This window comes from Selenomonas sp. oral taxon 136, assembly GCF_001554015.1.
GTDB lineage: Bacteria > Bacillota > Negativicutes > Selenomonadales > Selenomonadaceae > Centipeda > Centipeda felix.
Window position 1 is genome coordinate 1,322,964 of the sequence record NZ_CP014239.1, and the last position, 26,923, is coordinate 1,349,886.

A 26,923-nucleotide genomic window follows, 5' to 3' on the forward strand; every position below is an offset into this window, starting at 1 on the left:
GCGTCCACTATAATGGAGGTGGAACGTCCCCGGACTTGTGGCAGCTTCTTTCCCCCGAAAGGGGGTGCGTGAGTATGACCGAATTTGACGCGATTGTATTGCTTGTCGTGGCAACCGGATATTTACTTGCAATAACCCAAAAGAAATAACCGCCCAGCTTTGACCGGTCGAGCGGTTATTCTCTATGAATATAACACTTGACTCTGGAAAGATGCCACTAGGGACGTTCTTTCTATGTCTATTATAACAGGTGACATACAGATTGACAAGAGGCAGGGCGCCTCTTGAATCGTGTGGTATAATAGGAAGAAAGAAGAAAAGGAGCGATGATTATGAATCTGCGCAGCGATGCGGATGGCATCATACAGGAATCATTGGCGGCGATTTTGCCGGATGCGGCGGTGGAGAAGGCTCTACGCGGGCATACGTTCGGCACGGGGCGCATTGTGTTGGTCGCGGTCGGCAAGGCGGCGTGGCAGATGGCGCATGCGGCATCGGATGAGCTTGGCAGCTGCATTGGCCGCGGCATTGTCATTACAAAGTATGGACATATCAAGGGCGATATACCAAACATTGCCTGTCATGAGGCGGGACATCCCGTGCCGGATGCGAATTCGTTTGCGGCGACGCAGGAGGCGCTTGACCTGACCGAGGGGCTCACGGCGGAGGATACGGTGCTCTTCCTCCTCTCGGGTGGCGGGAGTGCGCTCTTTGAAAAGCCGCTGATCCCGGCGGAGGAGCTGAAGGATCTGACGGAGCAGCTGCTCGCCTCGGGCGCGGACATCGTGGCGGTGAATACGCTGCGCAAGCGGATGAGTGCTGTGAAGGGCGGGCGGTTTGCAGAGCACTGTGCACCCGCACAGGTCTTTACAATTGTACTGAGCGACATTCTCGGCGATCCGCTCGATATGATCGCATCGGGCCCCGCATATCCTGATACATCGACGGCAGAGGATGCACACGCTGTCGTGAAGAAGTATGGCATCCGTCTATCTGACGCTGCAACAAAGCTGCTCGATACGCCGCTGCCGTCGGAGCTGCCGAATGTGACGACGCACATCACGGGCAGCGTGCGCGAGCTGTGCGCGGCGGCGGCCGAGGCGGCTGAGCGGCGCGGCTATACCCCCATCCTCCTGACCGATCAGCTCGACTGTGAGGCGCGTGAGGCGGGGCGCTTCCTCGCGGCGATTGCCCGTACGCACGCGCACGCGGGCTCGTTTGCCTATATCGCGGGCGGTGAGACGGTGGTACAGCTGAAGGGCAGAGGGCGCGGCGGCCGCAATCAGGAGATCGCACTCGCGGCGGCGGACGGTATTGCCGGCATCCCGAACGTGGCGGTGTTCAGCGTCGGGAGTGACGGGACGGACGGCCCGACGGATGCAGCGGGCGGCTACGTGGACGGCGGCACGGCGGCGGCACTCGCGCGGGAGCGGCGGAGTGCGGCGGAGGCTCTCGCGGAGAACGATGCCTATCCCGCGCTGAACGATGTGGGCGGGCTGATTGTGACGGGCCCGACGGGGACGAATGTGAACGATGTGTCGGTGCTGCTGATTCGCGGCTGAGAGCAGAAAGGGGGCAGTATGACAGCGTTTGAGGAGATCCTGGCGGCGCGCGCGGCCGAGGCGGGCATCCCGCTGACGGCGGAGCAGATTGGGCAGTTTTCGGTCTACCATGAAATGCTCCTCGACTGGAATACGCGCATGAATCTCACGGCACTCACCGCGCCCGAGGATGTCGCGGTCAAGCATATCATCGACAGCCTGACGGCGTACGATGCCGCGCTGTTCGACGGGGCGCGGACGCTGATCGATGTGGGGACGGGCGCGGGGCTCCCCGGCATCCCGCTCGCGGTCTATGCGCCGCATCTCACGGTGACGCTCCTCGACTCACTCAACAAGCGCGTACGTTTTCTCACGGAGGTGACGGCGGAGATGGGGCTCCAGAATGTGCGCTGCATCCACGCGCGCGCGGAGGAGGCGGCACGTACGGCGGAGCACCGTGCGGCGTACGATATCGCGGTGAGCCGCGCCGTGGCACGGCTGCCCGTTCTCCTCGAGTATACGCTGCCGTTCGTGCGCGTCGGCGGCACCCTGCTCGCGCTCAAGGGACGCGCCTATGCCGCGGAGCAAAAGGAGGCGCGGCGCGCGGCGGAGGTGCTCGGCGGCGGCCGCATCACGGCGCGTCCCGTGCATCTGCCGGGGCTCGACGATGTGCGCGTGATTCTCACGGTGACTAAGGAGCGACAGACGCCCACCGCCTATCCGCGCGGTGGAGGAGCACCGACGCGTCGGCCGATCGTTTAGCAAAGAGGGCCTCTGCTTTGGGCGGACGGAATCAAAAAAACCCATGTTTTAGTAAAGGATTTACACGGTCTGTGTCGAAATTAATTAGGACAGCATAATGTGTGTTTCTTATACCGTTTTTGCGTATGACACAGTGGGGGCGCGCAATACGGCATATATTTTGATAGAGACGGGAAGGGCGGAACGGTAGGATGACGAGATATTGGAAGGGAATCGCGCTCGGGACGCTGATGGCGTTTGCTGTCGGCAGCGGCGTGAGTGCCGCCGCGCCAGAGGACGCACAGGCCGTGGCGGCACAGGCGCAGGGCACGGCGACGGCAGAGACGGCGGATGCGCCGATAGGGCTGTCTGCGCGCCTGGCGGCGAAGCGCTCCGCAGCGGACGCCAAGGCGGCGCAGAAGGCGGCGCGTGACGCGAAGAAAGCAGAGGAAAAACGCGAGAAGAAGGCGCGATACAAGACCCTTTTTGTAGACAACGGCTTTACCTACTATCTGGACTCCAAAAACTCACGTTGGGTACTGCGTCCGAACAGCGGCAGGGAGCGCATGATCGAGGCATGGGTGCGTCTTGTGGAGAACACGACGGGCAGCACGGTTTCCGAGGATGGAAAGGTACGCCCGAACAAGTACTTTTTGGAGCATTACTACATCAGCCCCGAGCGGCGCGAAATCATGTTCATCTCGGAGCTCGAGGTGACGGGACGCCCCGAGAACGCTGTCAAGGAGCGCCCGTACGATGCCGCGAACTGGGAGCAGCTGGTGCCGGGCTCGATCGAGGACGATCTCTTTGACGCCATCGTCGCCAAGATGAAGCAGGCTCCGGGGGAGCGCTCGGGCGTGCTCAGCGGCACGAGCGGCATGAGCCTGCGTGACATGCTCGAGGAATTCGCGCGTATCTCGCTCTGAGAAATCACAGATCAAACCATGGATCAGATTTTCCTGTTCGGCTGCGCGAATTACCGAGCATACCGTCGCAGCCGGGCAGCAGCTGCGGCCCGGAAAAGCGGGGAAAGATGCACTGTTGCAGCACTGCGGGGCGATCCCCTTAGGGGGTAGGTGAGGTGAATATGGGAACAACATTACTGGAAAACTATAGTAAAAAAGAGGCCTGCCCTGTGACCGGCCTTCTCAATATGATGCAGTTCATGCGGCACGCATCGCTCCATTTGCAGGATCCGATGACGCGGCCGCTGACGTTCATTTACTTTGATATTGAAAATTTCAAGAGCTTTAACCAGCGCTACAGCTTTCAGCAGGGCAACCGTTTCCTGCGCTATGTCGCGGATCTCCTGCGGGAGACGTTTCCGGGGGATCTGCTCTCACGGTTCAACGACGATCACTTCGTCGTGGCGACGCCGATCGAGCAGCCGGATCGACAGGTGCAGTTCATCCACGATCACGTCCGCATCTACGATACGCATCTTCCGCTCGAGCTAAAGGCGGGCATCTACCGCCCCGATGCAGATGTGACGGATGTCGCGCGCATCGTGGATCGCGCTAAGATCGCCTGCAACACCATCAAGAACACCTATGATCTCGTGTGGGCGGTGTTCGACCCCTCGATGGAGGAGGAGCTCAACTTCCGCAGCTACATCGTCCGCAATTTTTCCAAGGCAATTATGGGCGGGCACATCATGGTCTATTACCAGCCTGAGATCCGTACGATGACGCGTGAGATCTGCGGATTCGAGGCACTCGCGCGCTGGCATGATCCCGTCTATGGTGTCATCTCGCCGGGCGTGTTCGTCCCTGTGCTGGAGGACGCGCATCTCTCGCCGCAGCTTGACCTCTGCATCATTGATCAGGTCTGCGCGTCCATCGTACAGATTCAGCGTGATATACCGGATTGGAGTCTTCTGCGTGTCTCGGTGAACCTCTCTCGGGCGGATTTTCGCCTGATGGATATGGTGCAGGCGGTCGAGGATGTCCGCCTGCGCCATGGCGTGGCACGGAAGATGCTCAACATCGAGGTCACGGAGGGCGTGCAGGGCGACGATGAGACGTTCCTGCAGGGCGAGATCGCGCGTTTCCGTGCGCTGGGCTACGAGGTCTGGATGGATGATTTCGGCAGCGGTTACTCCTCGCTGAACAACATCAAGGACTATATCTTTGACGTGCTCAAAATCGACATGAACTTCCTGCGCTCCTTCGAGACGAACCCGAAGTCGGCGATTGTCATCCGCTCCATCGTCAACATGGCAAAGGAACTCGGGATGCACACGCTCGCCGAGGGCGTCGAGACCGAGGCGCAGTTTGAGTTTCTGCGGGAAATCGGCTGCGAAAAGGTGCAGGGATATCTCTTCAGCCCGCCGATTCCGTATGCAGAGGCGATTGCCTACTGCCATGGCCCCACGGCGCGGGTAAAGGTGGAGCCGTTCCGTCTCGGCAGCTACTACGCACGCGTCGGCGCAATCAACGTGCTCTCGAACACACCGCTTGAGCGGCGTGGCTCGCCTGAGATCGGCGACTCGCTCGCGCTCGCCATTCTCGAGGACTGCGACGGCTCGTTCAAGTACCTCTATCAGAACCACATGTTCCGCCTGTTCATGAAGAGCATCGAGCTCGACGATGGGAGTGTCGACACACCGCACTACGAGCGCCGCCTCGAGCAGAACCGGCGCATGATCGCGCGCATGATCGAGGAGGCGGACCGCACAGAGCGCGAGGTCTATACGGATTTCGTCACGCGCAACTCCTTTAACAGTGTCCGCCTGCGGCTCATCGCACGCGACGCGGACGACACGCGCGCCGTCTTCCTTATGGCGACTGTGAACATCTCGCGGTTTAGTGCTGAGGCAGGCTCCACACAGGAGGCGATGAACCAGATCATCGAGCTCTACGACCGCGTCGATCTTCTCGACCTCAATCGGCGTCGGCTTACGCAGGTGTACTGCTCCGTCACCGAGCCGAGCTATCTCAACAAATTTGATCCATTTGAGGAGTTGCTCGACCGCTACGGCAAGGCGATGGTGCTCCCCGCCGAGCTGCCGCTCTATCAGCGCTTTTACAGCACAGCGCATCTGCAGAGCCTCCTCCTCCACGCGGATGCGGAGAATACGATCCTCCTGCACAAGCGCCTGCCCGATGGCACGCGCGTCCTGCGGCTGCACCACCTCATCCCGTTCCACATGGAGAACCGTGACTACATCATCTCCTGCATCCAGCAGGTCGACGAGAACGTCATCAGTGCATCCCTTGCGTCGCTCGCGGCGCCTGAACTGCCGTAAGAAAATTTTGCGTATGCTGCATGGGTGAAAAAACCCATCGAAAAGATATCTGCCGCAGAGAAATCTGCGGTTTTTTCTGCCATCACAGGGATGATGCTTTTGCAGGGCGTTCATCGAGCTGATATACTCCAGATAACAAAACAAATGTTTGAAGGAGGAGTATCAAATGGTATTCGATGGAAAACAAAGGTACGCGCCCCTAACGAAGGCGGAGGAAGACGCTGTCATCATGCGCGCCGTGCGCGGTGAGGCGGGCGCCATGGCGGAGATGACGGCGCGCTACCGCGGGCTGATCGTTGCGGAGGCGTATGCGCCGTATCTGCGCGGGACATCACTCGCGGCAGAGGCGGAGAACGTCGCGGCGCTCGCCTTTCTCGAGGCACTACATGACTACGACGCACAGCAGGGTGTCCCGTTTGCGGGCTTTGTCAAGGCGCGCGTCCACCATGCGCTCATCGCGGAGTTCCGCCGTGAGCTGCGGCGGCGAGCGCGCACCTGTGCACCGCCGGAGGAAGCGGACGGTCAGGAACTGTGGCGGGGGTGTGCCGCCGACCGTCCGATGGAGCGGGCGGAGGAGCGGCTCCTCGCCGAGGATATCCTCACGCGCGCGATGCACCGCCTCACGGCGCGAGAGAAGGAGGTGCTCGATCTCCACTACTTTCGCGACCTCACTCTGCGCCGTATCGCGGTGCTCCTTGGCACGAGCGCGGGCGCACTCTCCAAGAGCAAGGCAAATCTCCTGCGAAAACTGCGTGCCTGTGCGGCTCTCCCTATTGCAACGGCGCACGAAATATGATATTCTTAGAAGAAAGTGTGAACTTGTAAAGGGGATGGCATACATGGCACAGACCAGCATTAGTATCCGCATGGATGCCGAGCTCAAAAAGAGCTTTGAGCAGTTCTGCGGTGCGGTCGGGATGAATATGTCGACGGCGATCAATATGTTCGCTATTGCGTGCGTGCGCACGCAGAAGATTCCGTTCGAGATTTCCGCGCAGCGCGCCCTGCCCGGAGAGTCGCTTGATCTCTTCACGGATACCTCGTGGGGGGAGAGCGAGGAGTAAGAGGCGACGAAAAAGCACCGATCAAGAGATTCTTGATCGGTGCTTTTTGCTGCGGAAGTGTGCGTTATCCATGAAAACAATAAATAAAGATAAATAAAAATAAATTACGATAAAATCAAAACAATTAGGAAAAATAATCCAAGCCCTGTACGCCATTTTTTGCACGGCGCCCCGTCAGCCATGCCTTCAGCCGTGCGGGATCATCGTTGAGCGCAAGCTCTGTGGGGAATCCAATCTCATCGAGAATGGCGTGTGTATAGCCGTGTTCCCCGACGTCTGCGTCGATGTGCGCATCACTCCCGAGGAGGATATGTGCGCCGTGACGGCGGCAGGCGGCGAGCAGATCGCGTGCGAGGCGATCACTGCCGGGGCGGCTGCCGTGCGGGTCGTGGGAGGAATTGTTCATCTCGATGAGGACGTGCTCCGCTGCGGCAGCACGCGCCAATATGTCAAAGTCGACAGGGTAGGAGGGATTATCGGGGTGACCGATGATGTTGACGTAGGGATTTTTCATTGCGCCGACGAGCGCCGCCGTATTCTCCGCCGTGCTGCCGGGGGCGATCACGAGATCGTGCAGGCTCGCAATGCCGTAGTGGAGCTTTTTCAGCACCTTTTCGGGGAGATCGACGCGCCCCGTCTCATCCATGACGTTCAGCTCTGCCCCCATCATGATCTCGACGCCGTACGAGGCGTGACCGATCACCTTGAAGTTGTGAAAGTAGATCTCATGGAACGTCCCGGGCATGGCGGGCGCGTGGTCGGAGATGCCGAGGAGGGAGAGACCCTTCTCCTTTGCGGCTGCAGCCATCTCGCGGATGGTGCTGTATGCGTGCATGCTCGCGACGGTGTGGGTGTGCAGGTCGATGATATCCGTCATAGGGCTTCCTTTCTGTGGTGAGATTTGTCTTGCGTGCAGGTGCGGGGTCTGTTATAATAACAATAGAAAGAACGCCCCAGGCGGTGTTTTTCCAGTATAATAGGTTATCTTTTTCTAACCGCTCCACCGGTCAAAGCAGGGGCGGTTATTTCTTTTTGTTTATCGCAAGAATGTAGCCTGTTGCCACGACAAGAAATAAGATCGCGCCAATCTCGCTCATTATTGCTCACCCCCTTTCGGGGGAAAAGACACCGCCGTTTGTCTGGGGTCGTTCTGTGGTTATTATACCGTGAATTCGGTGAAAAGCAATTGTTTCTTACGAAAAGAGGGCTGTTGCACGAAGTTTGCAGCTTCGCGCAACAGCCCTTGTTTCATGCGGGATTTAGAATCTAAACTTCTGCGTCGTATTCTGCAGGTCGGTGGCGAGGGTCGCGAGTGCCTGTGAGGCGGCGGCGATCTCCTCGCTGGACGCGGACTGGCTCTCCGAGGCGGAGGCGATGGTCTGCATGTGTGCCGCCGTGGTCTGGGAGATGGCGTCGGCCTCGCCGGCGGCGTGGACGATCTCCTCCGCGCCCTGGGCAACGTTTTGCATGGCCGCATTGATCGCCGTCATTTCCGTATTGATCGCATCGACCTTGTGCATAATGCTGTCAAACTGCTCACCGACGGCGTGGATCGCACCTGCACCGACCTGTACCTCCTCAGTGCCTGTATGCATGGCACTGACGGCGTGCGTCGTGTCGCTCTGGACGGAGGTGATGCGCTCCTTGATCTGGTCGGCGGCGTCGCGTGACTGCTCGGCGAGCTTTCTGACCTCCTCGGCGACGACAGCGAAGCCGCGTCCCGTCTCGCCCGCGCGTGCCGCCTCGATGGCAGCGTTGAGCGCGAGGAGATTCGTCTGCTCGGCGATGGCGGAGATGGTCTCGACGATCTCGCCGATCTGCTGGGAGCTCTCGCCGAGCTTCTCGACAACCTCCGCCGAGCGCTGGACGCTCTGCTCGATGGCGGTCATTTTATCCATGGCGTCGTTCATCAGGGACATGCCCTTCTTGGCGGCGTCGGCGGTCGCGGCAGACTCATCGGCGACGGCGTCGGACTTCGCGGACATTGCTCCGATGTCATCCGATACCTTGTGGATCGTGTCGCGTGCCGCCGTGAGTGCATGGAGCTGCTTCTCCGACCCCGTCGCAGTCGCAGAGACCGTGCCCGCGATCTCCGTGGCGGACTCTGCCATCTGATGTGCACTCGCCGTCAGCTCTTCGGAGGAAGCGGCGAGCTGCTCGGCGGTTGATGCGACCTGTTTGATGAGATCACGGATGTTCTTCGTCATGGTGTTGAAGTTCGCGGCGAGCCGTCCGAGCTCGTCGTCCGAGTTCACAGGGAGATCAGGGAGGTTCAGCCGTCCGTGGGCGAGCGCATCCACATGACCTGTGAGTTCCTCCGTTGCCGTTGTGAGCGTCGCGGCAAAGCGCAGCAGGGCGATGATGATGCCGATGACGAGCAGGATGCCGACAATGGTCAGTCCCGCATAGGAGATGCGCAGATCCGCAAGCTGAGCAAATGCCACGCGCTCGGGAACGGCAATGGCGATGATCCATCCCGTTTCGGGGACGGTTGTATAGGCGATGATCTGCTCCTCATCATCCATGGGGGCGACGAAGTGTCCCTGTTTTTTCTCCTGCATTTCCGCGAGATGATCCTTGAGGACGGGATCATCCGACGCTTTGCGCAGGGTATTGCCGTCGGCATCCGTGATAATGATACCTGTGCGGTCGATGATGACGCCTTTCCCTTCGCCGTGGTATTTCAGTTCCTGTACGCGTGCGGAGAGCGTGTCCAGTGTGACGTCGGCGCAGACGGCACCTGCGAAGGTCCCGTCTGGTGTTTGGTAGGGAGCGGTAGCCGAGATGATCAGCTTTTTGTTCAGCGGATCCTGGTACACTGAGGTGAAGCCGGGGGCATCCGCTGCCTTTGCCTCTTTGTACCAGTCGCGCGTGCGCGGATCCATCTCGGCGGTGATATCTCCATCCACCCAGCTGATGAAAATACCGTTTTCGGCACCGTGACTGAGGTCAAGGATCGCCTTGTCGCCGGCGGCAAGACTCATGAGACTGCGGTCATGTTCCATGGGACTGCCCGCCATGGCGGTGAGCAGATTTGCCGCGCTCTGAGCGAGCTGCTTTCTTTCCAGCAGCCAGCCGTTCAGCGATGCAGCTTCGACGTTCAGTGCAGCGTCAATCTCGTTGGAGGTGCTCTCAACGAGGGCACTTTGTGCCCTATGATAGCCAACCGCGCAGATCACGCCGACAAGGATCGCCATGACGGCGCCCATAAGCAGCAGCTTTTGTTTGATGGACATGGTATTCTTCCTCCCCGATCGCCTGCATATCCTGCCATATAAAAAGAGTGTAGCGCGTTTTTCTCAAAGAATCAAGGAAAATTCACATTTATTCTAATCTGCATAAAATAAATTAATGCCGCGGTGCTTTAGGAGCTGCCGGTACAATGAAGTCTGTCAGATGGGCGTAGATTTTCCGCCGAAGTGCGGGAAAGAAAGATGCGTCAAGAGACGCGCGCTGAATTTATCTGTGCTTCCTGTATTTGCGATGCGATGTGAGATGTGTTAAGATGAATCTCGTGCCGCAGGCAGGATATGTCCGCCTGACGGCGCGCCTGCGGCATCTATTGGGGGCGTGTCTGCGCCGCTCCATACGATGCGCAGAAGGGCTTTAAGGAAGTGCTGATAAAATAGAGCCTCAGATTGGCGTAGATTTTTGTTCGGACGAGAGACCCCAATCGGACGCATCGCTAAAGCGATGTGGAGGATTTGCAGGGATTGAGCGGGCAAGAAAGATGCGTCAAGAGACGCGCGCTGAATTTATCCGTGCTTCCTTAGTATCAAGGAGGTTCATCATGCAGGATGAAAAATGGGCAGACGCCATCAGCCGTGAGGCGAGGCGTACTGCGGCGGTGGGCGTGCTCTTTGCGCTCATCTGGATCGTGCTCGGATTCGGGCTGTCTGCCGTCCCTGTGACGGTACTGGGACTGCCGCTCTGGGCGGTTGCGTCGTCGGTCGGCGTGCTCGTCACGGGCGCGGTGCTCGCCGTCTGTCTCGCACATACGGCGGAGGATATTCCCCTCGACGATGAGGCGGGAGAGGGGGGGGCGCGATGAGCGGGAATCTCATGGTACTCCTGCCGCTCCTCGGCTTTATGGCGGGGATGCTCGCGCTCGGTTTCTACGTGCGGCGGCAGAGTGCGGCGGGCGGCTTCCTCTCAACCTACTTCGTCGGCGGGCAGTCGCTCGGCGGCTTCGTGCTCGCGATGACGATGGTCGCGACCTACAGCTCGGTCAGTTCCTTCGTCGGCGGTCCCGGCATGGCGTATGAGATCGGCTTCGGCTGGATCTACATGGCGGTCATCCAGACCATGACCATCTTCCTTGTGCTCGGGATCTTCGGGACGCGGGTCGCACGGCTCGCCCGGCGGATTCACGCCGTCACCATCGTGGACATCATCCGTCACCGCTATCGGTCGGATGCGCTCGCGGCAGCCGCGGCGTTCGTGATCGTGCTCTTTTTCGCCGCCTCGATGGTCGCACAGTTCGTGGGCGGGGCGCAGCTCTTCGCCGCGGTGACGGGCTATTCCTACGAGCTGGGGCTCGTGCTCTTCGGCATCGTGGTTGTCATCTACACCTCGATCGGCGGGTTCCGCGCGGTTGCGCTCACCGACACCTGCTGTGCGATCGTGATGATGCTCGGCATCGTCCTGCTGTTCTACTACGTCCTCGCGGCGGGCGGCGGATTCGCAGCGATTCTGGAACAGCTGCGCACGGCGCATCCCGCGATGCTGACCCCAACGGCGGAGGGACGCATGCCCATCTCGCTCTATGTCTCGCAGTGGCTGCTCGTGGGGGCGCTCACCATCGCCCTGCCGCAGTCCGTCGTGCGCGGCATCAGCTATCGCAGCAGCCGTGATATGCACCGCGCCATGATCATCGGGACGGTGGTCATCGCCTTTATGAATATCGCCGTCAATCTCGTCGGCGTGCTCGGGCGCGGCGTGCTCGGGGTGGAGGCAAAGGCACTCGGGGGCGTCGACAGCGTGATCCCGCAGCTCATGGCGCACGTCATGCCGCCGGAGCTGCTCGGCTTTGCGATCATCGGGCCGCTCGCCGCCTCCATCTCGACCATCTCGGGCGTACTCATCGTTGCGTCCTCCGCCGTGGTGAAGGACGTCTACCTCCACCACGCACAGAAGCACGGCAGGGACGTTCCCGAGGAGCGGCTGCGCCGTCTCTCCATGGGGGTCACTGCCGTGCTCGGTGTGATCGTCTTTCTCCTGGCAGTATCGCCGCCGTCGCTCATCTGGCTCATCAATATGTTCGCGTTCGGCGGCCTAGAGACGGCGTTCTTCTGGGTGCTCGTCTTCGGCCTCTTTACGCGCTGGGCCAACCGCACGGGCGCACTCGCCGCGATGGCGGGCGGCACGGTCATCTACTGCGCGGCAATGGCACTCGGGATCAAACCGCTCGGCCTGCATCCGATCTCTGTCGGCATCACCGCCTCCCTCATCCTATTCCTTGCGGGGAGCTATGTGGGGCAGCACAGCGAGCGCACTTGACAGGATTTTGTGGGGAGAATATAATAGGGATAGAAAAAGAGTGACTGACGCGTCGGAACGTCGGTCTCTCCCTATATCTTCAGTACTTGAAGAAGGAGCCTTCGTTACCTTACGTAAGGTTCTTTTTTCTTGCCTATTTTATAGGAATCGCTGATAAAATGAGGTCTGCCAGAGTGGCGTAGATTTTTTGTCCGATTGAGGCAGCAAACCGGACGCATAGCGAGGGCTATGTGGAGGATTTGCTAACGAAAAGCGGGCGAAAAAGATACGTCAAGATGGCTGTGCCGAATTTATCAGTGCTTCCTATAAGCAAGAATATGATGTTGACCGCGAGCGTTGCCGCCGCTAGCACGAGTGAAAGTACTTCGTACAGACTCATGCACATCACCTCCCTCGCGGGAGAAAACCTACGGGCGTCAGTCACTTATTATCAATACAACACAGATGTTCCGTTAGGAAAAGGTCTCGGTTGACTTTTTCTTTGCCGAAATCTATAATAGAGACATAAGGGAGCGGCTGATGAGTGGTTGCGTCGGTCACTCCTCTAGAATCATTAGATCTTTGAAGAAGGAGCCGCTGCGAACCGCGGGCGGTTCTTTTTTGATCGAAAAGGGGAATAGGCGAGTTGCCTATTCCCCTTTTGCTATGTGATGACCAATGGGACGAAGAATGCCTCCGTCCCTGCGATTTCCTCGGGGGAGAACCGTGCGCCCACGGCGGACGGCGTGCCGAAGAGCATGAAGCACGAGAGCGTCAGACAGCCTGTGAGGCTGCCAGAGTCGACCGTATGCGTAAAGCACGGCTGACGGACGAAGTCCTGATACATTGCCTTCTTGCTCGCGCGGCAGATGATCTCCTCGGGGCTGTCGGGCTGCCGCTCGTAGACCATCTCTTCGCGCCCGCCGCGCTTCTCGACGAGGCGGACGTTCTTCCCCTCGCGTCCCCAGATCTCCTTGCGGATGTATGTGCCGTCCCGCAGCGCATCGAAATCGTCCTCGAAATAGGACGGCGTAAGGTAACGCTCCACCAGTGCACATTCCTCGGGCGTCAAGAGCTGCCCCGTGCGTGCGAGCGCGTAGACGAGCGCCATAAAGGACTTGTTCTGCAGGAGAATCGCCTCGGGCGGATTCATCATGGCAAAACTGCCTGCGCGGTAGAGATCGAGGAACATTGTCCCGAGCGGTGCATCGTCCTCCGTGCGCTCGTCCACGAGAATCTCCATCGGGTGCAGACGATAGAGCGCTGATGCGTATGCGTTGTCGTCCAGTGGAATGCCGCGCGCGTCGATCGCGAGATCATAGAACGAGAGGAAACGGATGTCGCCGTGGGGGACACCCTCCTGCATGAGCCGCATGAGGTAGAGCGTCGTCCCGAGATCCTCGGGGTAGTCGTCGAACGCAGAGAAGACGAACGGCCGCCGCGTGAGTGCGCGCCGTCCGAGATCGGCGAGGGGGGAGGAGAGACGGTTGTGCACCTCCGTGAGAAAGCCGCGCAGCTGCGCCTCCGCCCCCGCGTTCGGATCGCGGCGTCCGTCGTATGCGGCGGCGACACCGTTCGCATAGAAGGACTCGATGACGAAGCACGGTGTATCGGCGTTGATCTCCACCATGTGCAGCTGCTGCGCCTCGTCGAGTACGAAGTCGAACCGCGAGAGCCACGTCGGCAGGTGAAAGGCGTTCACCGTGTGCAGATAGGGCAGGATCTCGCGCGGCATATCCATCGCGCGTGCGAAGTCGTTCGGTGCACGTTGGAGCACCTCGGCGGCCTTGCAGAAGACGCGGAACAGCCCGGCCGATGCCGTGCGCATCTCCTCATAGAATGACGCCGGAAACGCCTGCACTGTATGCGTGGGGTAGCGATCTGCATAGTCGGCGTATTGGATAAAAGGGAAAATCGTAGGATCGAGCTGATCAATATAGGTGGCTGGGTGCATCATGATGCACCCGAGGAGGAGCGGATGCCTGCCCGCCCAAAGCCGGACTGCTTGCTGATGTCCTTGATGCGGCGGCTCTTGTTCCGCTCGTAGTTGTCGTTGTCGCTGTTCCCTCCGCGCCCGCCGCCGCTATTGATGACCGTTGTGTGATGATGTCGGCCCGACCGTACGGGGATGGCCTCGGGCAGCGGCGTGAGCGTCCCGTCGATGCGGTAGGTCATCTGCGCGAGCTCCATGTGACCGCCGGGGTAGGAGAACCCGTGGAAGGCGAAGTAGTTTGCGGCCAGAGGAGCGATCATGCTCGCTGTGCCGTACAGCCAGACGAGGTCGCCGCCCTCGTCGCGCCGGAAGGTCACCGCCGTATCATTGTCGTAGAGCACGGTCTCCGTGCCGTCGCCGTTGTTGAGGAGGCTGCAGCGGCGGTCGAGATCATCCGTGAGACGTGCCTCGCCCTCATTCCATTCGGGATGTACGATGTCACATATTTTATATATAATGTCGTTACGATAGTAATACCCTGCCCCCAGAGCACCGACGGCTGCGACGGCAGCGGCGAGGATGGCAGCCTTGCGTCCCATGTTTTCCATGCGCCCGCTCCTTAGTGCACTGCACCGCTGATGACAAGGGAGAGCCCGACGAATACGCCGAAGAGGAAGATGCCCGCTGCCGTGTTGCCGCGCATGATCTGCTCGGCAAGAGCGTACTTTCGATGCCACATCTTGATGATGAAGAAGCCGAGAACGAAGAACACGATGCCGACCGCCGCGTAGACGATGCTGAGCAAGACGCCCTGCAGGAAGTCGGGCGGGACAGCATCGTAGGCGGGGGAGAGGATCACGGCGCGCAGGATCTGCCCGATGCCGATGAAGGAGCCGGCGGAGAGCCATGCGACGGCACAGTTGCCGCGCTTGATCTCAGCGGCGAAATCGCCGGGGACGAAGAAATCCATGATCGTATTGGAGACGATCATCAGCAGGATGCCAAAGAGCGCATAGAATGCGGTGAGCAAGAGGGTGGACAGATCAATCATAGTGGTTCTCCTATCGTCAGTGAACGGCATTTCATCAGCGATTCCCTAGTGTACGAGATGCAGGGACGGCTTTACCGCTGTCCCCTCGGACGCCGCCTGCATTTTCTCAACCCATTCGGCGCGTGTCATGAGAGATGACTTGTCCTGTGCCGCTGCCGCATCAGAGGGCGCAGCTGTGGACGCATGGGCGGCGGGGGCGGCAGGCGGCGTTTTCGGCGGCGGTGCATAGATGGCTCGTGGGAGCGGCAGGGGGGCCTCATTCGGGCCGGGCTCGACAACACCGCGGCGGCCGGTCTCACTCCACCCGCGCACCGTCTCGGCATAGTGACCGAGCGTGCGGGCGGTCACCGACGCCACGCGATCCGCAGGCAGCGGCGCGTGTGAGACGACAATGCGCGCCTTCCCCTCGCCATCATCGGAGATCTGCAGGTTCTCTTTCTCCGCGCGGAGGAAAATCAGCTGCTGCGGCGCATCCATGTCACTCTCGGCGATCTCATCCACGTACCCGCCCAGCCCCTCGATGAGATCGAGGGCAGCGGCGTTCTTGTCGATACTGGCACGGTAGACCTGTGCATCCCCCTCCGCCGGCTCCTCCGTGTAGTATGGCGCGTCCGAGAGGCGCTCATGAAGTGCATACGGGAAACCGAACGTGCGGCGTATGTCGTGGATGGAGTTGATGTCCAGGTCAACATCCAGCATGATGACGACGAGAAATATGGTCACACCCCATACGGCACTGCTGGAGAGTACCTTCGTTATGATGGCCTTTTGTTTCTTGGTCAGGTACCCGCGGCGCTTTTGGGGGCCGGGGTCAAAGGATTGAATCAGATGTGCATCGATTCTCACCCCGCGCGACCCGTATTTTGACCCGTCCCAGTCCTCAAGGAAGAAGTATTGATTGTCGTCAATCTCGTACTGCTCGTAGGCCGCACAATCGCCGTACGCGGCCTCCGTATCGCCGAGTGCGCTCGTGACGAGCTTGATCCCCGTGTCGATCAGACGGTAGGATTTTGCCGGCACGACACGCGCGACGGGGGTGGAGAGCGTGCACTCCTCGCCGTCCGCGCTGATGCTCAGCCACATGCGCGCCTCGCTGTCCTTGTCCTCCTCTAGGGTGAGCCCGTACTCCGTCCATGTGTCGCTTCCCTTCTGCTCGCGGTAGCAGATCTTTTCCACGATGATGTAGCGTATACCGCCGATGATGATGCCGGACCAACAGTCAAACTCGATGGACATCCCTCGCCTCCTTTCTCCTGATACAGCTTCTCGTCTAGGGAATCGCTGATAAAATGAGGTCTGCCAGATTGGCGTAGATTTTTTGTCCGATTGAGGCAGCAAACCGGACGCATAGCGAGGGCTATGTGGAGGATTTGCTAACGAAAAGCGGGCGAAAAAGATACGTCAAGATGGTTGTGCCGAATTTATCAGTGTTTCCCTAGCATTTTATCAACGATTTCTTAAAATAAATAAAATTTTATAAAATTTCTTCATCAAAGGGCGCCGTGCATCTCTAAAATCCAATCACAAGCCCCTCGACCACAAAGACCATGATACTCGCCCCCGCCGCACAGCGAAAGAGACTCGCGCCGTTCCACGCGAGAAAGAGGGCAAAGACGAACGCCGCGCCGCCCGCCAGAGGGGTGCGTGTCGCGAGTACGATGGCGGGGAAGGTCATGACGGCGAGCGTCACGTAGGGGACGTAGAACAGGAACGAGCGAACGAAACGGCTCCTGATCTCACTGCGCAGGACGAGCGGCGGGATGAGGCGGATGGCGAGGGTCACGATGCTCATGACCGCGATGTAGATCCATACGTCACGCATCGGCATCCTCCTTCTGCTCCGTGATGGGAAACAGCCACGCACCGACGCCCGCGATGAGCAGCGTCAGAATGATCGTGCGCGTGCCGCCCGAGAGCTCACACGTGATGGGGGCGTACGTTGCCGCGAGCGAGAGCGCGAAGCTCACACCGACCATCCCCGCGATGGGGCGGCTCTTTTTTGCGGGCGGGAGGATCACCCAGACGAACATCCCATAGAGCGCGACTGAGAGCGCGGAGAGTGCCGCCGCGGGCAGAATGCCGCCTGCGAGGATGCCCGCCGACGTGCCGATCGCCCAGGCGGGGACGGAAATCGCCATGGCGCCATAGTTATAGTAGGGATTGACCATGCCGCCGCGTGCCACCGTGATGCCGAAGATCTCATCGGACACACCGAAACTCACGGCGAGGCGGTGGAGGAGGGAGGTATCAGGGGCAAACCGCTGCGTGAGCGCTGCGGACATGAGGAAGTAGCGCGCATTCGCGACGAGGGTCAGCACCGCGATCTCAAGATAGGGCGCTTGCGCCGCGATCACCGTAAAGCCCACATACTCGCCCGCTGACGCGAGATTGACAAAACTCGTGAGAAAGCCCTGCCACGGCGTCAGACCCGCCGTCTTGGCGAGAATCCCGAGCGTAAACGCCACGACGAAATAGCCGAGTGCAATCGGCACACCGTCATGCACTCCCGCGAGAAAAACTGCGCGCTGTGACGCGCCGATACCCTGCTCCATGAATCCTATCACCTTGCCCATTACTGTCATTTGATTCTCTTATTGTAAGATAAATCACGCCATTTGTAAATTGTCGATCATACAAACAACGACGCTAAAAACGGTCATGCAGGAGATGTTCCTACATGACCGTTTTTTGTCCTCTGTATGTCCTCTGCGATCAGCCCAATTCGTAGCCCGCGTCGTCGAGGACGGCAGCGTACTCGCTGTCGGGGATGTCGCGGCTCGTCTTAAAGCTCGCCGTGCCCGCCTCAAGGCTGACGGCGACGTCCGTGACGCCGTCCATGCCGCTGAGCGCCTTCGTGACGTGCTTGACGCAGTGCGGGCAGGTCATGCCCTTGACGTGAATGGTCTTTTCCATGAGATTTGCTTCCTTTCTGTCGGCGGCAGATTCTGCCGCGGCTTTGGTGATGGATGGGGACGGTGCGTCCGGCGCGCTGTCGCTGTCGATGGGGGCGATAGTCGGTGCGGCGGGAGCTGACTCCGTGCGCTCTGCCGTCTCCTTCGTGATGGAGAAAAAGCGCAGGCGCAGGGCATTCAGCACGACGCAGATGCTCGACAGGCTCATCGCCGCCGCCCCGATCATGGGCGAGAGCTTGATGCCGAACGCGGGGTAGAGCACGCCCGCTGCGAGCGGGATGCCGATGACATTGTAGAAGAACGCCCAGAAGAGGTTCTCCTTGATGTTGCGCATGACACTGCGCGACAGGCGGATCGCACTGACCGCGTCGAGGAGATCGCTCCGCACGAGGACGGCGTCCGCACTCTCGATGGCGACATCCGTGCCCGCGCCGATGGCGATGCCGAGATCTGCCTGCACGAGGGCGGGCGCATCATTCACACCGTCGCCGATCATGGCGACACGGTGTCCCTCAGACTGCAGTCTCTTGACGTGCTCCTGCTTATCCTTTGGCAGGACACCGGCGATAACCTCTGTGATGCCGAGCTGATTGGCAATCGTGCGCGCCGTGCGTGCGTCGTCGCCCGTGAGCATGACGGGGGTGAGCCCCATTGCCTTCATCTGGGCGATCGCCGCCGCGCTCGTCGGCTTTTCTGCGTCGCGGACGCCGAGGAGCCCAACGATCTGTCCCGCACGGACAACGATGAGTGCCGTCTCGCCGCGCCACGCCATCTCGGCACGCACCGTCTCGATGGCGGGCGGCAGGGCGATGCCGAGCTCCGTGAGGAGCGCCGCATTGCCCGCCGCGCAGTCCGCGCCGCCCACGCGGGCGCGCACGCCCTTGCCAAATACGGCGTGAAAGTCCGCCGCGGCAGGGATGCTCTGCCCCTGCGCCGCCGCGTACGCCGTGATCGCCGCCGCGATGGGGTGCTCGCTGCCCGACTCAAGGGCGGCGGCGAGTGCCGTCAGATCGTCCGCGGTGACGCCGACGGGACGGATGCTCGTGAGCCGCGGGCGCCCCTCGGTGAGCGTCCCCGTCTTGTCCATGAGGACAGTGTCGATGCCGCCCGCCGTTTCAAGTGCCGTGCCCGACTTGATGAGGATGCCGTGCGCCGCCCCGCGCCCCGTGCCGACCATGATCGCGACGGGGGTTGCGAGCCCGAGCGCACACGGGCAGGAGATGACGAGGATGGAGATCGTGATGGAGAACGCGAACTCAAGGCTCGCGCCCATCATCAGCCAAACGCCGCCTGCGAGGAGCGCGATGGCGATGACCACGGGGACGAATACCCCCGCGGCGCGATCCGCCAGACGTGCGATCGGAGCCTTTGACCCGCCCGCCTCGTCCACGAGACGGATGAGCTGGCGGATGGTCGTATCTTCGCCGACGCGCGTCGCGGTGAATCGGATCGTCCCCTCGATGTTCTGCGTGCCCGAGGTGACCGTATCCCCTGCCGCCTTGCTGACGGGCATCGACTCCCCTGTGACGGCGGACTCGTCGACGCTCGTCATGCCCTCCGTGACCGTGCCGTCGACGGGAATGCGTGCGCCGGGACGCACGACGATGGTATCGCCCGCGGCGAGGGCACTGACGGGAACGGTCAGCTCCACCCCGTCGAGGAGAACGGTCGCCTCCTGCGGTGCGAGCTTCATCAGCGCGCGCAGGGCGTCCGTCGTCTGCCCCTTGGCGCGCGCCTCCAGATATTTCCCGACCGTGATGAGGGTGACAATCATGCCCGCCGACTCAAAGTAGAGATTCGTACTGTACTCCGCGGTGAGAGCGAGGTCGCCGTGCCCCAGACCGTAGCTCATGCGCAGCATCGCAAATGCGCCGAAGAGAGCGGACGCCATCGAGCCGATGCCGACGAGGCTGTCCATGTTCGGCGCCCCATGCAGGAGATTGCGAAAACCGTTGACATAGTATGTACGATTGACATACATGATCGGTAAAATAAGCAGGAATTGTACGAGTGCAAAGGTCAGCGCATTCTTCGCGCCCCAGAAGATATCAATAAAAGCGGGCGCGTAGGGGATCCCCCATGCCGCGAATGTATGGCTCATCGAGATGGCGACCGTCGGCACGAGAAAGAGGATGGAGATGAGGAGACGCGTGCGCATCGCACGGATGGCCTTGCCCGCCGCATCCGTTCCCGCAGGTGTCGTGCCTGCCGTTGGCGCACTCTGCGCGGTGGGTGCGCCCTTGATGCTCGCGCCGTACCCCGCGTCCTCGACCACGGCGATGATCGCGGCGGGACTTGTGACTGCTGCATCATAGGCGAGCGTCATCGTATTCGTTAGGAGATTGACGGAGACCTCCGCCGTTCCCTCCATCTTCTTTACGGCGCGTTCCACCCGCGCCGAACACGCCGAGCAGGTCATGCCCGTCACGTTGAATGTTTCTTTTTGCATATCATACCTTTCAATATTTTAGAAGATATTTTGTTACAGTATAACATTCCTGTCAAGTAAAAATAGTAATGAGAAAAAATTTCAAAAAACATTGCGTTGAAATATGAGAAGTGTTATCATCGAAGAAGCAAAAGCAAATCACCCAAAGGAGGTTTTACATGGCAAAGATTGCAGTTGTATTTTGGAGCGGCTCGGGCAATACCGAAGCGATGGCGAACGCAGTCATGGAAGGGGTTGCAAAGGGCGGCGCGGAGGGTGAGCTCATCCGCGTCGGTGATTTCTCTGCCGATCGGATTGCGGATTATGACGGCATCCTGATGGGCTGCCCTGCCTGTGGCGTGGAGGAGCTCGATGAGGGTGAGTTCGAGCCGTTCTTCGTCGAGGCGGAGAACCATCTGAAGAACGTGAAGGTCGGTCTGTTCGGCTCGTACGGCTGGGGCGGCGGTGCTTTCATGGAGACGTGGACACAGCGCACGAAGGATGCAGGGGCGACGATGGTCGCGGACGGTGTGACCTGTGAGACGGAGCCTGACGATGATGCGCTCGCTGCGTGCACGGCACTCGGTGAGGCGATGGCAAAGGTGGTCGGCTGAGACTGCACGGATTGATGAAGGAGAACGGGACTGTTGTACGTCCCCCCCGTAGACAGGGAAAGCTGATCTGCCGTTCTCCGAAGCCTTCCCCGTTTGACGGGGAAGGGGGATCGTGCAAGCGGTAGAAGGGGTACGAAGAAGGAGCATTGTACGAAGTTTTTCTCTTCGTACAATGCTCTTTTTCTGTACGAAGGCTTGACGCAGGTGGTATGCTGAAAACAGAGTTGTTGACGGAAAGGGGCATATGATGCATCAGAGAATTGAACGATTGGGGTTTTACTACGGGTTTCCCGTGTTTTTCATGACAACGAAGGACCGCGCGACCGGCGCAGACGATCTGACGCCGCTGTCCTCGTCCTGGACGCTTGGCAATACGATGGTGATCGGCATCGGCCAGGGGAATAAAGGCTTTCAAAATCTGGAAGAGGGAGCGGAGGCGACGTTCAGTGTGCCGGACGGCACGCTCTATGAACAGCTGAAGCGCATAGAAAAAACGACGGGCCTCAAAGAGCCCGTCGGTGTGAAAAAAGAACTTGGCTATACCTATTGCCCGGATAAATTCGCCGCTGCCGGCCTCACGAGGCTGCCCGGCGAGACGGTGCGGACGGTGCGTGTCGCGGAGTGTCCCATCCATATCGAGACCGTCGTGGAGAGCATCACGCCCAAGGATTGGTTCGCCGTCGCTGTCTGCCGGATCACGGCGATCTTTGTCTCGGACGAACTGCTGCGCGACGGGCGAATCGACACGGCGAAGTGGCACCCGCTCATCTACAAATTCAAAGAATATACGACGACGGGTGAGCGGATCGGACTGAATTTCGGGTTCAGCGAGCACTGAGATTACAGTACGTCGCGGTACTCCTCTTTGCCCGTCATCATCTTCTCCGCATAGGAGCAGATGGGGACGATCTTTGCCCCGTCACTGCGTGCCGCCGCGATGAGCACCTCGATCAAACGGCGTGCGATGCCCTGCCCTCCATAGGCGGGGTCAACCTCTGTATGTGTGATGCTCCAACGTCCGTCCCGCGCGTCGAACTCCGCGACCCCGATGCGTTTCTCTCCATCATACGCTGCGCTGCGGCAGTGTTCGGCTTCGTATCGAATCTGCATGGCGATTCCTCCTTTTCTTTCCATTGTAAGGGCTGACGGCATGGTTGTCCATTGCTTTGCACACAAAAATACCGCAGACCGAGATCTGCGGTATCTGTGTGTGAAAATAGGGGAATCAGAAGAAGAACTCGACGCGGCCGAAGAGCTTCGATGCCCTGTCCTTATCCGAGCCAAGATAGCGCGCATAGAGATCCTTGCCGCGGAAATACTTCGCGGAGAGCACGACGTTCGGCAGCAGCGTGTAGTCTGCGCCGATCTCGATGCCTCTTGCCCCCTCCATTGCACCATCCGTCGTCGGTGCCACGGAGGCACCTGCGATCTGGCGGTAGGCGACGTATGCCCCCCACGAGCCGCGATCCTCAGGCTCTGCACCCCTGTACTCGTACGCGATCTGATAGGATTTGTCAGGCATATTTCCCATCTTGAAATCCTTGCTGTATGCGTACGCACCCGAGAGGAAATTATACTTGTCGAAGCGATAGGCGAGGTTCACCCCGAAAATCTGCATCGTCTTCTTGTTGTTCTTGAGCATCCCTTGGAGATCTTCTGCATTGAGGCGGTAGTAGCCGAGCCCTGCCGTCAGGCGTCCGTTGTACTGGAGCTCTGCGCCCTGATAGTTTGCCGCCTTGTCATACTGGAACTCGTCACTGCCCATGCGTCCTGCCTGCAGCTTGACACGCAGGTCCTTGCCAAAGTTGACCTCAGCTCCTGAAAACTCGCGGTCGAAGACGATCGCACCCGGCTTGGCATACGCCTCTGCCGAGAGCATCTCCAGCTTGCCGAGCTTGACGTTGAAATTGCCGTAGTCGCCCTGTGCCCATGCGCGCTGGAGCGTTACCTTGTCGTTGTCCTCTTCGCCCGCGTCCTTGTTCACCTTTATCGAGGCATCGAGGCGTGCATTGACGTGCCAGTGGCTGTTGATCTCGGCAGACGGCTCAAGACGGAACAGCAGATTGTTGTCGTTGACTTTTGTCGCTCCTGAGGGCGTACGCGATACTTCCGTGCGGTCGCTCGTGTAGGTATACTCAACTTTGCCGTTCCACTTCACCATGTCGGCGTTGCGCTCGAGGTTCGATACGCGCACGCCGAGATTGTTCAGCTCGTCGGCGAACTCGGCGGCGAGGCGATCAACGAGTGCGCGGTCGGAGGCGGATAGGTCGCCCTTTGCCATCGCCTTGGCGACCATCTGTGCCATCTCGTAGCGCGTGATGTTGCGGTCGCCGCGGAACGTCCCGTCGCCGTAGCCCTCAACCACGCCGTCATTGGCGAGCTGCGTTACGGCATCATACGCCCAGTGGTCGCGCGGCACATCACTGAACGGATTCGCCGCCGCGAACGTTGTTCCTGCCGCTCCCACGACGAGAACCGCCGCAAGTGCGGACACCAGAGTTTTCTTCATCGGAAAATCCTCCTTTTCGGATCATGCGAATCGGCACAGCCCGTCTATGTTTCCCATCGTGGATGGTGTCCGTGACGTTTGCTGCATCCATTCGCGTAAATAATAATAACTTTTCTCATTATATATGATACTAAGATGAGACGTCAAGCATAATATTCTAAATACAGAGAATAAACATGACGAACATAATTCGTATCATTAGAGTGGGAATCTATGGTATAATAAAAATACAGAACTATTTCAATGGACGGAGGAAAGAATCGTATGAACGAATCAATCAAGGCGGCACATCTCACGCATGATGCAGCGCCGCAGGTAGATCTCACGCCCTACAGTGCAGAGGCAGCAGCGCGTGTGGAGGCGTTTCATCGGACACTGCCGACGTACGAGCCGACGCCGCTCGCCGACCTCAGGCATCTCGCACGGTCGCTCGGACTGGCGCGTGTCGCCGTGAAGGATGAGAGCAAGCGGTTCGGGCTGAACGCGTTCAAGGGGCTCGGTACGAGCTACGCCGTGGCGCGCTATCTCGCGCAGTATCTGGGCATCCCTGAGGAGGAGATGACCTATGAGCGCCTGCGCGCACCGGAGAACCGCGAGCGGCTGCGCGGCGTCACCCTCGTCACGGCAACGGACGGCAACCACGGGCGCGGTATTGCGTGGGCGGCGAAGCTGTTCGGGATTTTTGCGCATGTCTTTATGCCGAAGGGCGGCTCGCCCGAGCGTCTGGCAAACATCCGCGGACTCGGCGCAGAGGCGTCGTTCACCACCTACAACTATGACGATACCGTGCGCTATGCCTCGCAGATGGCGCAGGAAAAGGGGTGGGTGCTCATGCAGGACACGGCGTTCGGCGGCTACACGGAGCGGCCGCAGTGGATCATGCAGGGCTATTCGACGCTTGCCCATGAGGCAATGGAGCAGTACGCTGAGATGCCGACGCATATCTTTTTGCAGGCAGGTGTCGGGTCGCTGCCGGGGGCGATCACGGGATACTTTGCCGCGCACTATGGGGCGGAGTGTCCCGTCATCACCATCGTCGAGCCGAACCGCGCCGACTGCATCTATCGGACGGCGGCGGCGAACGACGGGGAATCGCACATCGTGACGGGGGAGATTAGTTCCATCATGGCGGGGCTCTCGTGCGGCGAGCCGAATCCCCTCGCATGGGAAATCCTGCGGGACTACGCCGATCACTTCGTCTCCGTCCCCGAGTGGGTCGCGGCGAAGGGCATGCGCATTCTCGGCAACCCGCTGGATGACGACCTGCGCGTCGTCTCGGGCGAGAGCGGCGCCGTCACCACGGGACTCGTCGCCGAGCTCATGCAGAACGCGAGCCTCGACTACCTGCGCGACGCCATCGGCCTCACGAAGGACTCCCGCATCCTCTGTATCTCCACCGAGGGCGACACCGACCGCACGAACTACCGCCGCGTCGTCTGGGACGGGCTGTACCCGAGTTTTTGACCCTAAATAGATACAAAATGCCCCTGCATCGAAATGGTGCAGGGGCATTGTCATAGGCGAAAGCATTCTTGCCGCATCATATCAAATAGGGATGTGTATGGTACTTGGAAATGGCATGCGACATCGGGAAGTTTCGGATTGTTCGAGCGCGTCGTTATGCGACCGGCTGACTGCTCGAAGCTCAGGAGCGTATAGCCATATACTTTGGCGGCGGAAATCAGCCACGGGTCAGCAACATTTTCTCGCGACCAGAGACGAAGTGCGGCTTCGCTGTATTGATCGCTTTGCTGAATAAAGCTCAGAACATCTCTATACATTTGAATGATTTGTATCTCCTGCGTCGACAGAATACATTCGTTCGGAAGATCACTTATCCAGGCAGAGAGTTCGTCTGTTCCCTTTAGAATCTCATCCCGTACCTTATCTAGGGAAGCACTGATAAATTCAGCCACGCCATCTTGACGTATCTTTTTTGTCCGCACTGTGTCGACAAATCCTCCACATAGCCCCTGCTATGCGTCCGGTTTGTCTCCTTGTTCGGACGAAAAAATCTACGCCAATCTGACGGACTTCATTTTATCAGCGATTCCCTAGAACGGCTATTTTATCCAGTGAAATTTTAGGACGCAGCTGCTGCCAAAAAGATGGGGCGAAATCAAATGGATAATATGCACGGGCAGGGCGTATCAGGCTATTGGCATCGATGAGGTATTTTTTTGCTCAACTCAGACGCCTCCCATCCGCTCAAGCGTTTCTCTGTAGGTCTTGCGATTGGTTGCTGTCAGCCGGTAGGCATCGGTATCCTGTGTGTTTCCCTGAATTACACTCCGTTCAAGGGCGGCGAGGAAACGATGATCAAGGTTCAAGAGCAGAGTGTTGTAGAAATCTCCGCCGCTGCTTTTCTTTTTTTGTGCCTTTGCATGCTCCCAGCGCTCCTTTTGCAGAGCTAGCATACGCGCATATACATCCCGTGGTATTCTTTTCATCTCATAGGCGCGCCGCAGAATTACGGATTCACTGCATCGGAAATGACGTGCGGCCCGTTCTATCATATCTTCAACAGGAATGGACGATTCCCATATCTCGGAAAAATCTGCTGCAGGGACGAGCAATTCTGCTGCAACGGCATTGCACTTCTGTTCGAGCAGACTCACGTGCTCATTCGACCATTCTGGATTGTTGAAGAGGCTGTTTTTGCCGAGCCATACATGAACCGTTTCGTGCAGGAGGGAGAAGAGGCGTCCGTTTGCTGTGTCTGTTGTGTTTATAAAGATGAGCGGCGCGTATGCATCGACGAGCGTAAAGGCACGAAACTCCTTCACATCGAGTGGACGATGTGTATTTGCTCCGACCTTTCCCCCCGTAAAGATGAGAAGCCCATGCTGTGCGAGTGTGCTGCGGAGGTGATTGAAATTATCTTCCGCATTTTTTCCTTCTCTGTACCAGTTTGTTTTGAGTGCAAGGGCATCCCGTATCCGTTGCGCAATCTCGGTTGCAGAATCGTGGAGACTGCAACACCCGACGAAGGGAAGAGCGTCCGACTGTTCCTGTCTGAGCTCGTTTCGCATCCAGTCCTGAATCGCCGTCATCTGATCGAGGATATCGATGAGCTCGCGACTTGGCTTTTGACGTCTTTTACTCCCAATAGTGCGGTATTCGGCAAGCGCAATGTTTTCGTCAGGCGGTGTCTGTAAAAGGAAATAGCCGAATGGGATACGCGTCTTCCTGCTCATCGCTTCCAGCTGTTTCAGCGTAGGCTGCTTCTCGCCGGTCTTCCATGCGTTCAGCTGGTCGAGCGCATCAGGAGCGACCTGATCTTCGTGGATGTTCTGCATGATCCAGTCGATCACAGGTGCATGAATCAGTACCGTGACGGTTGCCATTCGCACCACCTCCTTTTGTTCGTTTCTTTTATGATAGCATATTTATGAAGTGAGTTCT

26 protein-coding genes and 1 pseudogene are annotated in these 26,923 nt (G+C 59.1%); 12 read left to right on the plus strand and 15 right to left on the minus strand.

Features of this window, described 5'->3' with window-relative positions; all coding sequences use genetic code 11:
- Positions 1–326 precede the first annotated feature (326 nt).
- From AXE86_RS06410 to AXE86_RS06435, 6 genes are all read left to right on the plus strand, one after another.
- Complete coding sequence (locus tag AXE86_RS06410; RefSeq protein ID WP_061945702.1) at positions 327–1,562, plus strand: glycerate kinase type-2 family protein; 1,236 nt, start codon at positions 327–329, stop codon at positions 1,560–1,562.
- 18 nt (positions 1,563–1,580) lie between these two features.
- Positions 1,581–2,303, plus strand: a complete 723-nt coding sequence (rsmG, locus tag AXE86_RS06415; RefSeq protein ID WP_061945704.1) for a 16S rRNA (guanine(527)-N(7))-methyltransferase RsmG — start codon at positions 1,581–1,583, stop codon at positions 2,301–2,303.
- Positions 2,304–2,494: 191 nt separating this feature from the next.
- Positions 2,495–3,208, plus strand: coding sequence for a hypothetical protein (locus tag AXE86_RS06420; RefSeq protein WP_061945706.1), 714 nt, complete (start codon positions 2,495–2,497; stop codon positions 3,206–3,208).
- A gap of 161 nt (positions 3,209–3,369) precedes the next feature.
- Complete coding sequence (locus AXE86_RS06425; protein ID WP_061946960.1) at positions 3,370–5,529, plus strand: GGDEF domain-containing phosphodiesterase; 2,160 nt, start codon at positions 3,370–3,372, stop codon at positions 5,527–5,529.
- Between the two features lie 166 nt (positions 5,530–5,695).
- Complete coding sequence (locus AXE86_RS06430; protein ID WP_050341967.1) at positions 5,696–6,325, plus strand: sigma-70 family RNA polymerase sigma factor; 630 nt, start codon at positions 5,696–5,698, stop codon at positions 6,323–6,325.
- 43 nt (positions 6,326–6,368) lie between these two features.
- Positions 6,369–6,593 carry a type II toxin-antitoxin system RelB/DinJ family antitoxin gene (locus AXE86_RS06435; RefSeq protein ID WP_039981258.1) on the plus strand — a complete coding sequence of 75 codons (225 nt, stop codon included), beginning with the start codon at positions 6,369–6,371 and terminating at the stop codon, positions 6,591–6,593.
- A gap of 124 nt (positions 6,594–6,717) precedes the next feature.
- On the opposite strand, the gene AXE86_RS06440 is transcribed toward AXE86_RS06435, so the two are convergent.
- Both AXE86_RS06440 and AXE86_RS06445 read right to left on the minus strand, forming a co-directional pair.
- On the minus strand, positions 6,718–7,470 hold the full coding sequence (locus tag AXE86_RS06440; RefSeq protein ID WP_061945708.1) for a phosphatase: 753 nt from the start codon (positions 7,468–7,470) through the stop codon (positions 6,718–6,720).
- Positions 7,471–7,852: 382 nt separating this feature from the next.
- Positions 7,853–9,829 (minus strand): methyl-accepting chemotaxis protein, encoded by a 1,977-nt coding sequence (locus AXE86_RS06445; protein ID WP_061945710.1) that lies wholly within the window; start codon positions 9,827–9,829, stop codon positions 7,853–7,855.
- Positions 9,830–10,383: 554 nt separating this feature from the next.
- Here AXE86_RS06445 and AXE86_RS06450 point away from each other — a divergent pair.
- Positions 10,384–10,644: a DUF997 family protein gene (locus AXE86_RS06450; protein ID WP_061945712.1), complete on the plus strand. Its 261-nt coding sequence runs from the start codon at positions 10,384–10,386 to the stop codon at positions 10,642–10,644.
- The gene (gene panF / locus AXE86_RS06455) at positions 10,641–12,092 is read left to right on the plus strand and encodes a sodium/pantothenate symporter (protein ID WP_061945714.1); all 1,452 of its coding nucleotides are present in this window, start codon (positions 10,641–10,643) and stop codon (positions 12,090–12,092) included. The genes AXE86_RS06450 and panF overlap by 4 nt, the downstream gene beginning before the upstream one ends.
- Before the next feature lie 643 nt (positions 12,093–12,735).
- On the opposite strand, the gene AXE86_RS06460 is transcribed toward panF, so the two are convergent.
- Genes AXE86_RS06460 through AXE86_RS06475 form a run of 4 tightly spaced genes read right to left on the minus strand, consistent with a single transcriptional unit; the run spans position 12,736 to position 16,291 of the window.
- Positions 12,736–14,028: a glutathionylspermidine synthase family protein gene (locus AXE86_RS06460; RefSeq protein WP_061945716.1), complete on the minus strand. Its 1,293-nt coding sequence runs from the start codon at positions 14,026–14,028 to the stop codon at positions 12,736–12,738.
- Positions 14,025–14,612 (minus strand): hypothetical protein, encoded by a 588-nt coding sequence (locus AXE86_RS06465; RefSeq protein ID WP_061945718.1) that lies wholly within the window; start codon positions 14,610–14,612, stop codon positions 14,025–14,027. The genes AXE86_RS06460 and AXE86_RS06465 overlap by 4 nt, the downstream gene beginning before the upstream one ends.
- An 11-nt stretch (positions 14,613–14,623) precedes the next feature.
- Positions 14,624–15,055, minus strand: coding sequence for a DUF350 domain-containing protein (locus AXE86_RS06470; RefSeq protein ID WP_061945720.1), 432 nt, complete (start codon positions 15,053–15,055; stop codon positions 14,624–14,626).
- 45 nt (positions 15,056–15,100) lie between these two features.
- The gene (locus AXE86_RS06475; protein WP_061945721.1) at positions 15,101–16,291 is read right to left on the minus strand and encodes a DUF4178 domain-containing protein; all 1,191 of its coding nucleotides are present in this window, start codon (positions 16,289–16,291) and stop codon (positions 15,101–15,103) included.
- A 77-nt stretch (positions 16,292–16,368) separates the two neighbouring features.
- On the opposite strand from AXE86_RS06475, the gene AXE86_RS13280 reads away from it, so the two are divergent.
- A complete protein-coding gene (locus tag AXE86_RS13280) occupies positions 16,369–16,494 on the plus strand; it encodes a secretion protein HlyD (RefSeq protein WP_071884751.1) in 126 nt (41 codons plus the stop codon).
- 71 nt (positions 16,495–16,565) lie between these two features.
- Here AXE86_RS13280 and AXE86_RS06480 read toward each other — a convergent pair whose 3' ends face one another.
- The 3 genes from AXE86_RS06480 to AXE86_RS06490 all read right to left on the minus strand — a co-directional run bounded on the left by AXE86_RS06480 (position 16,566) and on the right by AXE86_RS06490 (position 20,416).
- Positions 16,566–16,877, minus strand: coding sequence for an AzlD domain-containing protein (locus AXE86_RS06480; RefSeq protein ID WP_061945723.1), 312 nt, complete (start codon positions 16,875–16,877; stop codon positions 16,566–16,568).
- Positions 16,870–17,637 carry an AzlC family ABC transporter permease gene (locus tag AXE86_RS06485; RefSeq protein WP_083501168.1) on the minus strand — a complete coding sequence of 256 codons (768 nt, stop codon included), beginning with the start codon at positions 17,635–17,637 and terminating at the stop codon, positions 16,870–16,872. The genes AXE86_RS06480 and AXE86_RS06485 overlap by 8 nt, the downstream gene beginning before the upstream one ends.
- Before the next feature lie 130 nt (positions 17,638–17,767).
- Complete coding sequence (locus AXE86_RS06490) at positions 17,768–20,416, minus strand: heavy metal translocating P-type ATPase (protein ID WP_061945727.1); 2,649 nt, start codon at positions 20,414–20,416, stop codon at positions 17,768–17,770.
- 158 nt (positions 20,417–20,574) lie between these two features.
- Between AXE86_RS06490 and AXE86_RS06495 the strand changes: the two genes are divergently transcribed.
- Entirely contained in the window at positions 20,575–21,009 is a 435-nt protein-coding gene (locus tag AXE86_RS06495; RefSeq protein WP_061945729.1) for a flavodoxin, read from the plus strand.
- A gap of 247 nt (positions 21,010–21,256) precedes the next feature.
- Positions 21,257–21,847: a flavin reductase gene (locus AXE86_RS06500; protein ID WP_061946961.1), complete on the plus strand. Its 591-nt coding sequence runs from the start codon at positions 21,257–21,259 to the stop codon at positions 21,845–21,847.
- Positions 21,848–21,849: 2 nt separating this feature from the next.
- On the opposite strand, the gene AXE86_RS06505 is transcribed toward AXE86_RS06500, so the two are convergent.
- Both AXE86_RS06505 and AXE86_RS06510 read right to left on the minus strand, forming a co-directional pair.
- A complete protein-coding gene (locus AXE86_RS06505) occupies positions 21,850–22,119 on the minus strand; it encodes a GNAT family N-acetyltransferase (protein WP_061945731.1) in 270 nt (89 codons plus the stop codon).
- A 115-nt stretch (positions 22,120–22,234) separates the two neighbouring features.
- Positions 22,235–23,518, minus strand: a complete 1,284-nt coding sequence (locus AXE86_RS06510) for an S-layer homology domain-containing protein (RefSeq protein ID WP_061945733.1) — start codon at positions 23,516–23,518, stop codon at positions 22,235–22,237.
- Between the two features lie 264 nt (positions 23,519–23,782).
- Here AXE86_RS06510 and dpaL point away from each other — a divergent pair, with 264 nt between their 5' ends.
- A complete protein-coding gene (gene dpaL / locus AXE86_RS06515; protein ID WP_061945735.1) occupies positions 23,783–24,982 on the plus strand; it encodes a diaminopropionate ammonia-lyase in 1,200 nt (399 codons plus the stop codon).
- 50 nt (positions 24,983–25,032) lie between these two features.
- Here the strand turns inward: dpaL and AXE86_RS06520 are convergent, their stop codons facing one another.
- From AXE86_RS06520 to AXE86_RS06525, 4 genes and pseudogenes are all read right to left on the minus strand, one after another.
- Positions 25,033–25,434: a DUF4411 family protein gene (locus AXE86_RS06520; RefSeq protein ID WP_232294853.1), complete on the minus strand. Its 402-nt coding sequence runs from the start codon at positions 25,432–25,434 to the stop codon at positions 25,033–25,035.
- Positions 25,407–25,557: pseudogene (locus tag AXE86_RS13285) on the minus strand (secretion protein HlyD). The gene AXE86_RS06520 and the pseudogene AXE86_RS13285 overlap by 28 nt, the downstream one beginning before the upstream one ends.
- 4 nt (positions 25,558–25,561) lie before the next feature.
- On the minus strand, positions 25,562–25,687 hold the full coding sequence (locus AXE86_RS13290) for a DUF4411 family protein (protein ID WP_083501206.1): 126 nt from the start codon (positions 25,685–25,687) through the stop codon (positions 25,562–25,564).
- 20 nt (positions 25,688–25,707) lie between these two features.
- Complete coding sequence (locus tag AXE86_RS06525) at positions 25,708–26,865, minus strand: ImmA/IrrE family metallo-endopeptidase (RefSeq protein ID WP_061945737.1); 1,158 nt, start codon at positions 26,863–26,865, stop codon at positions 25,708–25,710.
- Positions 26,866–26,923 lie beyond the last annotated feature (58 nt).